Origin of the sequence: Nostoc sp. LEGE 12447 (assembly GCF_015206985.1) — a bacterium.
Lineage (GTDB): Bacteria > Cyanobacteriota > Cyanobacteriia > Cyanobacteriales > Nostocaceae > Nostoc.
In genome coordinates this window covers 122,813-136,486 of record NZ_JADEXT010000004.1, presented here as the reverse complement: position 1 = coordinate 136,486, position 13,674 = coordinate 122,813, and the positions used below count along the sequence as shown (strand labels likewise).

9 protein-coding genes are annotated in these 13,674 nt (G+C 41.7%); 3 read left to right on the top strand and 6 right to left on the bottom strand.

All coding sequences use genetic code 11. The features are described 5' to 3' along the window. Positions 1 to 72 precede the first annotated feature (72 nt). Both IQ274_RS07285 and IQ274_RS07280 read right to left on the bottom strand, forming a co-directional pair. A complete protein-coding gene (locus IQ274_RS07285) occupies positions 73 to 1,398 on the bottom strand; it encodes a DUF58 domain-containing protein (RefSeq protein WP_194141837.1) in 1,326 nt (441 codons plus the stop codon). A 28-nt stretch (positions 1,399 to 1,426) separates the two neighbouring features. Continuing rightward, positions 1,427 to 2,284: a nitrate ABC transporter ATP-binding protein gene (locus IQ274_RS07280; RefSeq protein ID WP_163928603.1), complete on the bottom strand. Its 858-nt coding sequence runs from the start codon at positions 2,282 to 2,284 to the stop codon at positions 1,427 to 1,429. On the opposite strand from IQ274_RS07280, the gene IQ274_RS07275 reads away from it, so the two are divergent. Next, positions 2,279 to 2,671 (top strand): hypothetical protein, encoded by a 393-nt coding sequence (locus IQ274_RS07275; protein ID WP_228058083.1) that lies wholly within the window; start codon positions 2,279 to 2,281, stop codon positions 2,669 to 2,671. The genes IQ274_RS07280 and IQ274_RS07275 overlap by 6 nt on opposite strands. A gap of 87 nt (positions 2,672 to 2,758) precedes the next feature. Here IQ274_RS07275 and IQ274_RS07270 read toward each other — a convergent pair whose 3' ends face one another. The 3 genes from IQ274_RS07270 to IQ274_RS07260 form a co-directional block, all read right to left on the bottom strand. Beyond that, on the bottom strand, positions 2,759 to 4,765 hold the full coding sequence (locus IQ274_RS07270) for a nitrate ABC transporter ATP-binding protein (protein WP_194141836.1): 2,007 nt from the start codon (positions 4,763 to 4,765) through the stop codon (positions 2,759 to 2,761). Between the two features lie 122 nt (positions 4,766 to 4,887). Continuing rightward, positions 4,888 to 5,727 (bottom strand): nitrate ABC transporter permease, encoded by an 840-nt coding sequence (gene ntrB / locus IQ274_RS07265; RefSeq protein ID WP_163928601.1) that lies wholly within the window; start codon positions 5,725 to 5,727, stop codon positions 4,888 to 4,890. Between the two features lie 99 nt (positions 5,728 to 5,826). Further along, entirely contained in the window at positions 5,827 to 7,209 is a 1,383-nt protein-coding gene (locus IQ274_RS07260) for a CmpA/NrtA family ABC transporter substrate-binding protein (RefSeq protein ID WP_194141835.1), read from the bottom strand. A 1,275-nt stretch (positions 7,210 to 8,484) separates the two neighbouring features. Here IQ274_RS07260 and IQ274_RS07255 point away from each other — a divergent pair. Continuing rightward, positions 8,485 to 9,861: a CHASE2 domain-containing protein gene (locus IQ274_RS07255; protein ID WP_194141834.1), complete on the top strand. Its 1,377-nt coding sequence runs from the start codon at positions 8,485 to 8,487 to the stop codon at positions 9,859 to 9,861. 18 nt (positions 9,862 to 9,879) lie between these two features. Then, complete coding sequence (locus tag IQ274_RS07250; protein WP_163928598.1) at positions 9,880 to 10,641, top strand: DUF928 domain-containing protein; 762 nt, start codon at positions 9,880 to 9,882, stop codon at positions 10,639 to 10,641. Here IQ274_RS07250 and IQ274_RS07245 read toward each other — a convergent pair. Continuing rightward, complete coding sequence (locus tag IQ274_RS07245; RefSeq protein WP_194141833.1) at positions 10,638 to 13,571, bottom strand: CHAT domain-containing protein; 2,934 nt, start codon at positions 13,569 to 13,571, stop codon at positions 10,638 to 10,640. The genes IQ274_RS07250 and IQ274_RS07245 overlap by 4 nt on opposite strands. Between the last annotated feature and the right edge of the window lie 103 nt (positions 13,572 to 13,674).

Here is a 13,674-nt window from a genome sequence, read left to right as displayed (position 1 = left end):
CGATTTATCGCGTCTCTTTGAACCGTATTGACATATTAGTATAGGGGCGCAAAGTGCAATTTCGCGTTTCTACTAAAGTTGATTCCGCGCTTTGAGTTGCAGATATCGCTCAACTACCTGATCGGCAATTTGATTTGCTGGTGCATCTAGTACTAATACACCTTTTTGTTTCAATTGAGCATAAGCTACTTGTCTTTGCATTAATAAATCGAGTGACACTGCACGGGCATAAGCCTCTGTAACATTATCTGTAAAAGTGTGTGCCAAATGGTCAACTTGTGGATCTCGCAAAGTAACACAAAATGGCAGATAGCGAGGCGCTAACTTGGAGAGTGCAGCCAGGAGTTCTGTAGAAGCGGTGACATCAACTAAGTCGGTAATTACGACTACAAGCGCCCTGCGAGTTTGACGCTGCACAACATTTGTTACCGCCCCCAAATAATCAGATTCAAATAATACTGGTTGAATTGGAGTGAGGCGATCGATTAGCTGATTCAAATGATTTTGACCACGTTCTGGGGGAATCCACGTGTGCATCTGGCGGTCAAATACACCAACACCCACGCGATCGCCTCGATGTAACCCCGCCAATGCTAAGGATAAAGTTGCATTCAAACCCCAGTCAAATCGCTGCAAGTTCTGCACCTTTGCAGTCATCAACCGCCCGCGATCGAGCAAGATTAGTAAAGTTTGTTCCTGTTCTGGTTCCAGAACCCTCACCAGTGGCGTTGCATTCCCATAAGCCCCAACCCGACGGGCGGTAGCTTTCCAATCAATAAAGCGCAAATCGTCACCAGTGCGATAATTCCGTAGTTCGGCAAACTCTGTACCAATACCAGTTTTACGAGATTGGCGCATTGATCCTGATGATTGCAATGTCAAACGAATTGTGAGCGATCGCAATCCCACCAAATCAGGATAAACTTTCACTGGCAAACTTTGGGGAATTTGCCAATCATCCCAAGCTAATCCCCAAACTCCCAACTGGCGGACTTGAATATTTCCCCAAGGAAACTCGCCGCGCTGTGTCGGGTTGACCGTATATGTCAATTTCTGAGTGGTATTACTGGGAATAATAGCTCGGTGTGTGGCTGCTGATACACCAAATCCTGTTGGGTAGTAATCGCAGATTTCAATTAAGGCGTTGGTATTTGGCGATGTTACTTTTAAAATTACCGGATTATCCCGCCCAATGGATAATCTGGATGGTAATTCGCGGGTAATTTGTACGCGAGAACGTCGCACCTGCAAGCCATCTGCAACCATCAATCCCAGAATTATGGCATCAAATAACACAATGATGGCGATGGTTACTTGAATGCTGAAAAAAAGGTATATGATCGGGGCGATCGCTATACCTAAAATTAGCAATAAATAAACTCGTTTGGAAGGAAGCATTTTAGAAATTAGGAGAATGACGATTAGTTTAACCTACGTCATCATGGGCAAAGCGATTAAAGAGGAAATCTAAGGCATAATTACGTAGTTGGTAGTATTGTGGATCTTCCATGATGCGGGCGCGATCGCGGGGACGAGAAAAAGGAATTTCCATAACTTCGCCAATTTTCGCGTGTGGGCCATTGGTCATCATTACCAATTTATCTGCTAAAAATAGTGCTTCGTCGATGTCGTGGGTAATCATCAGCACTGTACAACGATTATCGCCCCAAATTTTTAACAGTTCTTCTTGTAACTCTTCTTTGGTAATGGCATCCAGCGCCCCAAATGGTTCATCTAAAATTAAAACTTTCGGGCGAATCGCCAAAGCACGGGCGATAGAAACCCGTTGTCTCATCCCGCCGGACATTTGCATTGGTTTCTTTTCCATTGCATCAGCCAGTCCCACCATTGCTAAATGATCGCGGACGATCGCTCTTTTTTCGGCTTGTGGTTTGTTGGGATAAACGGCGTTAACAGCTAAGTAGATGTTTTCAAAAGCAGTTCGCCAAGGTAACAGGGCATAGTTTTGGAAGACAACCATTCTGTCTGGGCCTGGCTTGGTGATTGGTTCTCCTTCTAGTAATACTTGACCGGAGGTGGGAAAGTTAAAACCGGATACCATGTTTAACAGTGTCGATTTGCCACAGCCAGAGTGACCGATGACGCAAATAAACTCGCCCTGTTCAACGTTGAGGTTAACGCCGTCGAGTACGGTGAAGGGGCCTTTCTTTGTCGGGTAGACTTTGGTAACATCTTTAATTTCTAGGAAAGGTCTGCGGGTGGTGGTTGCAGCTGCGAATGGTTTTCCTAGTGTGCTTGTAGCTGTTGAGTTGCGGTTTTGCATGGTATTTGGGTATTGGGTATTGGGGACTGGGGATTAGGGGTTGGGGACTACTCCCTGCAACCTAGAGGTTTCTTAATGGAGTTCAGAGGTTCATTAACGGAGTTCAGAGGTTCATTAATGGAGTTCAGAGGTTCATTAACCGAGTTCAAAGACTCATTAATGGAGTTCAAAGACTCATTAATGGAGTTCAAAGACTCATTAATGGAGTTCAGAGGTTCATTAACGGAGTTCAAAGACTCATTAATGGAGTTCAGAGGTTCATTAACGGAGTTCAAAGACTCATTAATGGAGTTCAGAGGTTCATTAACGGAGTTCAAAGACTCATTAATGGAGTTCAAAGACTCACTAATGGAGTTCAAGAGATTTTTAACAACTAAAATTATTTAATCTTGTGGGGTGGGCGGGCAAGACCGCCCACCCCACAAGAAGTAAGATGTCTTGGTTCTCCCACTCCTTCTTTCTCTCACCATTCTTTTATGACGCGAGTCTCCTTCTCGGTGCATCGAGAACAACTTCCGCTATTGAAAAATCACGTTTAATTTTTAAGTTGTTGAGATAAGCGATCGGATCGTCGGCGTTAAAGGGAGTACCATCGAACAGTTTGATCGGTTGGCGAATATAGCTAATATCCAAACCTAATTCTCGTGCGGCGGTGCTAAAAACACGCACGCGACACACCCGTTCAACAACTTCTACCCAATTTCTGGGGAAAGGAGTGTCACCCCAACGCGCCAATTGACTCATAATCCAAATTTGTTCGGTGCGACTGGGGCGGTTGATGGCAGAATCAGAATAAAACTGGTGATGGGCATAGTCTCGCAACGGATGGTTTAAGTCACAAGTGAGACTATCTGGATCTTCGAGTTGAATGTATTCTAAATCAGTGCTGACATAATCTCGCCCTGCTAAAATTTGGCGAATTTCTTGGGTATTTTCGGGATTTGCACAATATACGCAAGCTTCTAACAAAGCTTTGGTTAAGGCGATATGCGTATTTGGATAATTTTCTGCCCAATCTTCGCGCACACCAAGAACTTTACCGGGGTGTCCCAACCAAACTTCTAAGTCGGTAGCAATAGTAAAGCCGACATTTTCCACAGCAGCGCGGTAGTTCCAAGGTTCTCCCACGCAGTAACCATCAATACTTCCGGCTTTGAGGTCGGCTACCATCTGCGCCGGGGGAATGGTTTTCATATCCACATCGCCATCCGGATCAATTCCACCAGCCGCTAGCCAGTAACGCAGCAGCAAATTGTGCATTGATGCGGCATGTACTACTCCCATTGTGTGCCGTTGTTCGCGGGTGCGAAGCAGGTATCTTTTGAAATCTGATAAGGTTTGCACACCTTGGTCATAAAAGTGTTTTGCCAAGGTAATGGCGTTACCGTTGCGAGTCATGGTGAGGGCGGTGACAACGGGCAGAGGTTGGTTATTATGTCCTCCCAAGGTTAACCACATTGGCATTCCTGAAGGCATTTGAGCCGCATCTAAGTAACCACCACTTATGCCATCTTCTATACCCCGCCAGCTACTTTCCCGCACGAGGTTAACTTCATCTAAACCATGTTTGAGAAAGAAGCCTTTTTCTTTAGCAACTGCTAAAGGGGCGCAAGCTGTCAGTGGTAAAAAGCCAATTTCTAGGTTAACTTTTTCTAATCCATGACGGGCAACGTCGGCAGTTTTCCGCGCCCGAATTTTCTTGATGCGCTTCTGCTGATTGAGGAAGTAAATCATCTCACTCCGTAAGCTGTAATAGCTGGGATGTTCTACTACTTCCATCCGCTTTCGGGGTCTGGGAATATCCACTTCTAAAATGTCACCAATTTTAGATTCGGGGCCGTTGGTTAGCATCACGATTCTGTCAGATAACAGCACTGCTTCATCTACATCATGTGTAACCATCACGGCGGTAACTTCATTTTCTTCGCAGATTTGCATCAGTTGTTCTTGCAAATTGCCGCGTGTGAGTGCATCCAATGCGCCAAAGGGTTCGTCAAGTAGCAGTAATTTGGGACGAATTGCTAAGGCGCGGGCGATCGCAACTCGCTGCTTTTGTCCACCTGATAACATTCCCGGTTGTTTATCAGCATGGGGACGCAAACCCACCATATCAATATGTTTTTCGATAATAGCGTTGCGTTCGCCTGCGAGTGAACCTTTCATTACTGAGTCCACAGCGAGGGCAATATTTTCTCTTACCGTCCGCCAAGGTAATAGCGAATAATTTTGGAAAACCACCATTCTGTCTGGGCCGGGTTTGGTGATTCTTTGTCCTTCGAGAGTGACAATACCCTCAGTTGGCAAATCCAAACCCGCAATCATATTTAATAAGGTGGATTTACCGCAACCGGAGTGACCAATAAGAGAGACAAATTCTCCTTTTTTAATTTGGAGATCGATTCCTTTGAGGGCGATATATTTGCCACCACCAGTTAATTCAAAAACTTTATCAATTTGGTCAACAGCTACAAACATACTCATTTGTCCTTTGTCATTAGTCCTTTGTCATTAGTCTTTTGTCTTTCGCCATTAGCCCTTAGTACGTGGTCATTAGTCCTTAGCTTTCTACAAATGACCAATGACTAATGACTAATGACTAATGACTATTTTTGCTCTGCTGGTAAAATCTTGTTTTGAAGCCAGCCCATCGCTTTATCTAGAAGCAACCCAACAACACCGATATAAACTAGAGCCAAAATTACTTCGCTGACGTTGTTATTTTGATAGGCATCCCAGATAAAGAAGCCAATTCCGACAATACCGGACATGACGATTTCGGCGGCGATAATCGCTAACCAAGCTAAACCGATCGCAATTCTCAAGCCGGTAAAGATGTAGGGTAATGCCGCCGGAATCAAAATATTAGTGAAATATTCTTTGCGGCTAAGTTGCAGAACTTTAGCGACGTTGTTGTAATCTTGGGGAATTTGGGTAACGCCGACAGCAGTGTTAATTAAGATGGGCCAAATGGCGGTAATGAAAATTACGAATAAGGCTGCGGGTTCGTTTTGTCGTAAAGCTGCTAAAGAAATCGGAACCCAAGCTAGAGGTGGTACTGTCCGCAGTAGTTGAAAGATGGGGTCTAAAGCTTTGGACATGGTTCTATTGACACCAATCAAAATGCCCAAACCAATACCAACGATCGCAGCTAGGGTATAACTGATCGCAACCCGTTGCAGACTAGCGAGAATCTGCCAAAATAAACCTTTATCAAGCCCACCCCGGTCATAAAAGGGCCAGAAAATGAGAATCCAAGTATCTTGAACAACTTGTATTGGCCCTGGTAATGTGGCTCCGGGAGTCCAGGCGAAGAGTTGCCAAATAATGAGGAAGATTGCGATCGCGATCGCTGGTGGTATCAGGTCAGGAAATTGCTTTTTCAGGCTGGATATAAAGCTATTACTCAATCTAGGGCTTGCAGGGCGTTTTTGAGCTATTGTCATGATGTTGTATTCTCCGCAAATTTTATTTGTTATTTGTCCTAGACGCGATGAATCTTTAGACACGATGAATCGCGTCTCTACAAGAGATGAATCGCGTCTCTAAATACTGACCTTCTTGATTTTGAGACTCTTCAAATATTCTTCTGGCTTTTCGGGGTCAAATTTGATGCCATCAAAAAACTCTTCTACACCACGGGATGTATTTGTGGGAATATCAGCAGAGGCAATCCCAGCTTCTTTGGCAGCTTCTTTCCAAATATCTTCGCGGTTAACTCTGTTAATAAGTTCCTTAGCTTTAGCAGCATTATTGGCAATGTAATCTTTTGGCAAGAATCCCCAGCGAACGTTTTCAACTATGAACCATAAATCGTGACTCTTGTAAGGATAAGAAACATTACCTTTTTCATCTTTCCAGTAGTAAGCAGCCATTGATTTATCGTCAATTTTGCGACCATCACCCATGTCATACTTACCTTGGTATGGATCGGCCAGAATTTCCGGTGAAGGAAGATTGAAATAATTCCGTCCCGCGAGAATTTTAGCGGCTTCTTTGCGATTATCAAAATTATCTAACCACTGTTGGGCTTCCATAATTCCTTTTAAAATTGCTTTGGTAGCCTTGGGATTTTTATCAACCCAGTCGCCTCTCATGGCAAGATATTCTTCAGGATGATTTTTCCAAATTTCTGCGGTTAATGCTGCTACGTAGCCAATCTTGTCTTGCACCAGGCGATAAGGCCAGGGGTCGCCTGTACTAAAGGCATCCATTGTTCCTGTTTTCATGTTGGCCACAGTTTGCGCTGCTGGTACTGTGAGCAATTTGACATCTGCATCTGGATCTAAGCCGCCTGCTGCTAACCAGTAGCGAATCCATAAATCTTGGTTGACATGGGGAAAAGTGAATGCAGCAGTGAAGGGTGTTGAAGATTTTAATTCCTTAAATAAAGACTTAGCGCCGGCGAGTTGTAAGCTTATACCTTTGCCTTGGTGCTTGCTGGCGATCGCAATTCCATTTCCATGTGTAATTAACTGACATAATACATACATGGGAATTTTTTGATTACCCTTGGTGATTAAACCTTCTGAAATTAAATGTGGCATTGGCATCTGCCATTGACCGCCATCTATCCCACCACCGGCAGAACCAATTTCTACGTTGTCTCTGGCTGCACCCCAAGAAGCTTGTTTGGAAAGACCAACATTAGTCATGCCATACTTTGCAAAAAATCCTTTTTCTTTAGCAATAATTAAAGGAGCCGCTTCTACAATGGGAATATATCCTAGCTTGACTGTAGTAGTCTCTGGTGTTTGTTCAGGGCTAATATTAGCAACCGATTGAGCAGTTGGTTGTACTTGGTTGCTTCCACCAGTCAGGTTATCAGGAGGATTACCCAAACAGCCTTTGAGGAATACAGCACCCGCAGATGCTCCGGCTGTGAAGATGAATTTGCGGCGAGAAATTTGATTAAAAAATTCTGTCATAAATATCTCCTGAAAATGTAAATGTTATTTTTTATAGCTATGACAATTTAGGCAAAAAACCTTGGTTTCTTGCATTATTAATGATTAATCAAGCTATATTTGACCAAGCGATCGCAGCCATTTCATCAATGAAATAGCTACCTATATAAGAACTCGGTTAAATTATTGGCTCTGCTTTTATAGTGTGGTGCAGAGGTGTCATTCACCTTGTTGAAATCAGTTTACAGCCTTTGAAGCCGAAATTGTTAACTTGGAGTCGCGATTATTAAACAAATATTAGATTGGATGTATAAGTAAAAATTTATCTATTATCCTTAACTATAGTAATAATTTTTAATATATCAACTATTCTTTATGAAGACTATTATGTTTACTTTATGATTGACTATCTTCACTTCTTTTGTAACTTAATTTTAGTAGTAATTTGTTATCTATAAGTTTTTACTTATCACAACCATTATGTTATCTCTATAATTTAAGAGCGCATTGCGATGAGAGTGAGATGGTAAGGCTGGGAAAGCTGTAGACCTAAGTAAACACCCCAAATAGGGTATTTCTTATCTAGCGATCGCAACTATCTGCCATTTCCAACACCACGAATAAACCCCGTCTCTTTAAGCAGCAGCCGTAGTTCTGCGTGACGAAGTTTAGTGTCCTTGTTGTTGTTTTCCCACATATCAGAAAAGAAGTCTTGCATCAGCGCAATGATGCCACGGTACTTGACGATGCGATTTTGTCACCCTCTTCTAGTCTTATAGACATCTGTAGGTGTCAGCGTCCAAATATGAAAATTTGAATTCATCTTAAACGGAAGTTCCCCATTTATTCTTTGTTATTCTCTTATGTAGAGGCGATTTGACTTTATATATCCTCATGCTTTCGGCAGAGGATAACTGTTATAGCAAGATGTAACTTAAAGGATTAGAGGCTTCAATATCTCACCAACCGTCAACATTATCTAAAACTTGTAAAGGCTTACTCTAGAATGAATTTTTTTAAAGAATTGGTAATAGTTTTTTACTAAAACGATAACCTTTTGTTAGGTATCAAGCATTGTGCCGAAATTAATCAAAAGACTTATATTGAATTTAAGCAATTATTACACTGTATAGGTTAGTCAATTCGCTACTTTTCAAGACTTTTCGCTTTTTCTTGAAGAAAAGCAAGCGTTTCTAAGGCAGAGAACGTTGACAAATATCTCAGCACAATAGAAATCTGCGATTTGAACTCTCATTTATAGTTTGACTGGTTGTCATTCCAAGTCATAGGAGTGCTATGGATTTTCCCACCTTAATTTCAGCACTGACAGCAGCTGCAACCGCATTGATAACAGTTCTGCGATTCATGCAGGAAACAGAAAGCACAGGAGAAACTTCAAGGACAAACGGAAAGGAAAGACCTCTGCTACCTATGAGGAAATTCCAAACGGCATTTTTAGCTAGTGTAATAGTTGTTGGCTTGTTGATGGGGGTGGTACGAACTTTAGGAATATTGCAATCATCGGAGTTGGTGGCCTTCGATCATTTGATGCGATCGCGGCCTTTTGAGCAACCAGATTCTCGTCTACTAGTAATCACAGTTAACGATGATGATCTAGAATATCAAGCTCAGAAAAATATGGAGAGAGGAGCCGCATCACTATCAGACCAAGCACTTCAATCACTTTTGCAAAAATTGAATCCGCATGAACCGCGAGTAATTGGCTTAGATATCTGGCGTGATTTTAGTGTCAATACAAAATTCCGATTTTTAAAACAACAACTCAAGCAAAACAATAGCTTAATTGCTATATGCAAGGTTAGAGGTATAAAATCTCCTCCTGAAATTCCAGTAGGACAAGAAGATCAACGTCTTGGTTTTAGTAATGTCCCCGAAGATACAGATGGAGTGATTCGTCGCCAATTCTTAGGTATGCCGCCTAGCGATCAGTGCAATACAGATCAATCATTTAGTCTACGGGTCGCACTTCGTTACCTAGAAGCGGAAAATATCTCACCAATCCAACAGACCTCAGATGAGAGTTTGCAAATTGGCAAGGTGATTTTCTCAAAGTTAGTCTCAGATGCTGGTGGGTATCAGTTAGGAGAGAGAGAAGCGCGAGGCTACCAGATTCTCCTCAATTACCGATCGCTGAAACCTGATGAATTAATTGCCCAGCAAATAACGCTAACAGATATCCTTGAAGGTTCACAAAAAGCTAAATTACCAAGTCTCGTCAACGATCGCATTATTCTTATTGGTACTAACGCTCCAAAAAGTTTTGGGGATTTACACATGACTCCCTATGATACAGGAATGCCTGGAGTGTTCATTCAGGCACACATGGTGAGTCAAATTATTAGTGCTGTGTTAGATCAGCGCCCCTTGTTGTGGTGGTGGCCACAGGCGCTAGAAATTATCTGGGTTTGGCTTTGGGCATTCTTCGTAGGGATATTGATTGAGTACTGGCGATCGCCAATTAGCAGGGCGCTAGTTGTGGGTATAGCGATCGGCATTTTATATGGACTATGTTTTTTAGCTTTGACGAAGGGTGGTTGGTTGCCACTTATACCCACGGCACTTGGTTTAATGCTAACTGGAGTCTGCGTAGTAATTGCCTTACCGTATGTGCAAATTACTTCTACCACTTCTACCATTCCTACTAATAGTTGATAGTTTTTAGAGGAAATTATGAGCATCAAGAAGTTAATGTTTTCCAAATATTCTCTTGTTATCGCTCTGTCTTGTGTCATGTCTAGCTTGACTATCTACCCCATATCAGTAATCGCAGAATCTGCTAACTCAACCATAAATTCCCCCTTTCTTGTAACACAATCATCTCGCAGAAAAAAGCTAGATTTTTCTTCCACAGGTAGACCGAATCGACAAACAGATGCTGCTAGTCGTGGCAATTGTGACGGAATAAAAACAACAGAGTTAACTGCTTTAGTGCCTAAAAATACAGGATTTACAGTCTCTGAGTATCCTACGTTTTGGGTTTATGTTCCCAATGACCCAAAAGATATCAGATACGCTGAGTTAGTATTACAGGATGAAGCTGAACAAAAAACCATAGAAAGAACTCGATACAAACTGCAATCAACACCAGGAATTGTTAGTGTTAATGTGCCATCAAAACCCCAAAATGCACTCAAAAATGGCAAAGTTTACAATTGGTCTTTTCGGATTGTATGTAATAGTGGAAATAGTTTTGATGTCGACGGAACAGTGGAACTAGTAAGTTCGAGTTCTGCTGCTACTAATGATTACCAAAGCTTGTTAAATAATAAGATTTGGTATGATGCCTTGAATAATTTAGGTGAACGTCGCCGTCGCAATCCACAAGATCCAACCTTAAAACAGGATTGGGCTGATTTATTAGAAGCTAACGGTGTTGGTTTGGAAAAACTTACTCAAGAGTCTCATTTTGGGACGGTAATTCCCCAAAATTAAAGCCAATTTCCTACTAAAACAAAGGGGGCCCAGTAATAAGGGCGTTCCCATTTTTTATCGGGAACACGATTGTTTAAAAGTGCTAATTGAGCTTGCCGGAGAGCTTCGGCTTTATTGACATTTTTTCTACCATTGGTATGAACTAATTCACGATAAAATTCACTCATGAGTTCAGATGTAGACTCATCATTTACTGACCACAAGCTTGCTAATGTACTCCTTGCACCTGCTCGCACAGCAACACCAGCTAGACCTAAAGTGGCTCGACTATCTCCTGTTGCTGTCTCACAGGCACTAAGGGCAAGTAGTTCCAGAGGAATTAGTTGATTTCCTTTACCTACTCGCAGTAGATTATCCAAGTCTTGGATCTTAATCAGGCGATCCCATGAAGCAATAAAAGTTTTTTCGGGATCGGAATTAAATTCTCCATGAGTTGCTAAGTGAACAATATTAAATTTGGCAGTTTCTAGAAGCTGTTGCAATTTATTTTTGGTAAAATCTTTATCTAATAATTTTTTATTTTTAGGCAACTCATGCTGAATTTTTGCCAATTCATTAGGTACGAACTTAAGTGGATGAAATAGCTGATTTTCTTCTTTAATAGTAAGTTCTTGACTTATACCAGCTAGTATGGCATTTAAGCTAACATCTGCCAAAGGTCGCGGACTAATAAGTTGAAGACCAGGTGTGAGAACTAGGGCATATTTTTGCACTAAATATTTCTGACTAGCTTGGTCATAGAGGACTGCCATAGGAATATTTCGTAATATACCATCCAATACAAATACTAAGCTTTTAACTTTACTATTAACTAGCTTGGATTGCACTGGTTTAATTAACCAATCGTATGTCTGTTGAGATAATTCCTGAATTTCATAAGCAAAGCGTGTTTTATCGTTGAGACGTTCTATTAGTTGTGTTAAGTTGTCTTTTAATTGTTTTTGGGTAACTGTTGTAGTGTAGTGTTCTAAATTTTCTTGTCCCGGCAATTTGAGAATTATCTCTAAGCGATCTGGCAAGGTAATTGTATATAAAACTGCTGCCGCTGGAGTAGCTTGATCTACTACTTGATCAATCTGTTGGGGTTTAGCTTGAATGCACGCATCTCGAAAGTAATCATCCAATTCTGCTAGTTGAAGTGCTTCAATTGCATCACGAGCTTGTTTGAGGTTGGTTTGGTGAGAATTATTAGTCTGTAACAGTAAATCGACAAATTCCCGATAAACTGGTGCTACACTATCTCGAAAAGTGTATTGTACCTCTGGATTAATTACAGTCAAGTCTTTACGCAGTGACTTGAGAGTTTCTACTGCGGCTGTGTAAGCAGCGATCGCTCCTTGTTGGTTCTTTTGAATTTGCCGCAGTCGTCCTAATTGCCATTGCCAACGATAGGCAATATGCGGTGCTTCAAAGGCTGAAACTAGCTGTAATGCTTGTTCGCTAGACCTTTGAGAATTTGGTATTTCTCCAATTTCTTGGTAAACTCCACCTAAATAACCCAAAGCGTAGGCTTCTGCTTGCTTGTCTTGCAAAACTTGAGCCTGATTGTGTGCAATGGTGACAATTTTTTCAACATCTTCCCATGTAGGAATCAGTGTAGGTGGCAAGGTATTATCGCCAGTGCTAATTGTGTTTTTTTGGGTTACTCCACACTGTTGAAGTAGGGGAGATGAAAATTTGGATACTTCTGGATTTACTGCTGATTTTAGACAAATGAGATTTTGCGCCAAATTTATTTGAGCATAGATAGTTTTGTGGCTAATAGGCAATTTATCTAGTTGGGGTTGGATTTTAGGGAGTAGTGTTGATATATCAGACCATTGTTGAGTCTGGATTAAAAGACTGAGTAAATTCAGTTGTGCCTTGGTGCTAGTGTTGGCATCGGTAGAAAATTCAGCTTGGTGATAGCAGGCTGCTGCTTGTCTGTATAGTTCAGCAGGAGTATTATTTGCTCGTGCTATGCAGTCTTGAGATGATGTAAATTTAATTGGCGTGGAAATGGTTTCTATTTGGGCTTTTTGATTACCTAATACAAAAGCTATATTACCTAAACTAAGGTAGCCAGCAGCCAAGTTTTGAGTATCATCCAATTGTTGTGCTAATTTCAAACATTCTGCCAAAACCATCTGGGATTGTTCACTTTTACCAATGACTCGCAGAACATCACCGAGACTACGTAATCCCAAAACTTGTAAAGATGCCAACTTTCCTGTGCTTGGGAGTTTCGTTGTTAGGTTTTGTAGCTGTTGTTTTGAGATATTAAGGTCTTGATGCTCAAGTTCTAAAGCTGCTAGTAATGTTTCGCAAGCTTGGCGATAAAGCCCTAATTCTTGCATTGCCTGAGCTTGGTTAATCTGATTCTGGGTGAATCCTTGTTTATGACCGATGTTCTTATATATATCAGATGCCTGTTGCCAAGTTTTCAGGGCTGCTTGCGATCGCCCCACTGCTAATTCTAGCTGTCCTTGAATATCGAAGGTTTGCGCCTGGATGCGACGTTGCGTTGGTGTTTGTGTCTGGGTTTCTAGAAGTTTAAGACTAGTTGCGATCGCCTGCTTTGCTTCATCCCACTTACCCAGTTGTTGCTGTGTAAGCGAAAGATTACTCAAAGCCATTGCCTGATTGAGATTATCCCCTTGAGCAGCAAAAGCTTCAGCCGTTTGTTGCCAAACTAAAGCCGCCTGCTCAAACTGTCCGGTAGTGTAGAGTTTTTTGGCTTGTTCTACCAGTTGTAAGGGATTTTGCTGAGTTTGAACGATGATAGATGATGCAGAGACTTGGTGAGCGATCAGGGGAATGCTCAAGGAGAGGAGAAATAAAAGTATTAATAGGATGAGCGATCGCGGTTTAGTTACTGTATGCGATCGGCTGTATACTCTCTTGACTAGATTCTGCAATCTCTGAACTAGGTTAGACAGCTTGGCATACATATTCTGCCTTCTTTATCAATATTTTCTAGAACTTAATAGGCTACAGACGCAAACCTGGAAATCTAGATGAAATCTGACTTTCTTAATTACGAATTACGAATTA

What these genes read in the sequence shown, in the direction of transcription:
- IQ274_RS07285 (WP_194141837.1), bottom strand. Translation starts at nt 1,398, where the DNA reads ATGCTTCCTTCCAAACGAGTTTATTTATTGCTAATTTTAGGTATAGCG.
- IQ274_RS07280 (WP_163928603.1), bottom strand. Translation starts at nt 2,284, where the DNA reads ATGCAAAACCGCAACTCAACAGCTACAAGCACACTAGGAAAACCATTC.
- IQ274_RS07270 (WP_194141836.1), bottom strand. Translation starts at nt 4,765, where the DNA reads ATGAGTATGTTTGTAGCTGTTGACCAAATTGATAAAGTTTTTGAATTA.
- ntrB (WP_163928601.1), bottom strand. Translation starts at nt 5,727, where the DNA reads ATGACAATAGCTCAAAAACGCCCTGCAAGCCCTAGATTGAGTAATAGC.
- IQ274_RS07260 (WP_194141835.1), bottom strand. Translation starts at nt 7,209, where the DNA reads ATGACAGAATTTTTTAATCAAATTTCTCGCCGCAAATTCATCTTCACA.
- IQ274_RS07255 (WP_194141834.1), top strand. Translation starts at nt 8,485, where the DNA reads ATGGATTTTCCCACCTTAATTTCAGCACTGACAGCAGCTGCAACCGCA.
- IQ274_RS07250 (WP_163928598.1), top strand. Translation starts at nt 9,880, where the DNA reads ATGAGCATCAAGAAGTTAATGTTTTCCAAATATTCTCTTGTTATCGCT.
- IQ274_RS07245 (WP_194141833.1), bottom strand. Translation starts at nt 13,571, where the DNA reads ATGTATGCCAAGCTGTCTAACCTAGTTCAGAGATTGCAGAATCTAGTC.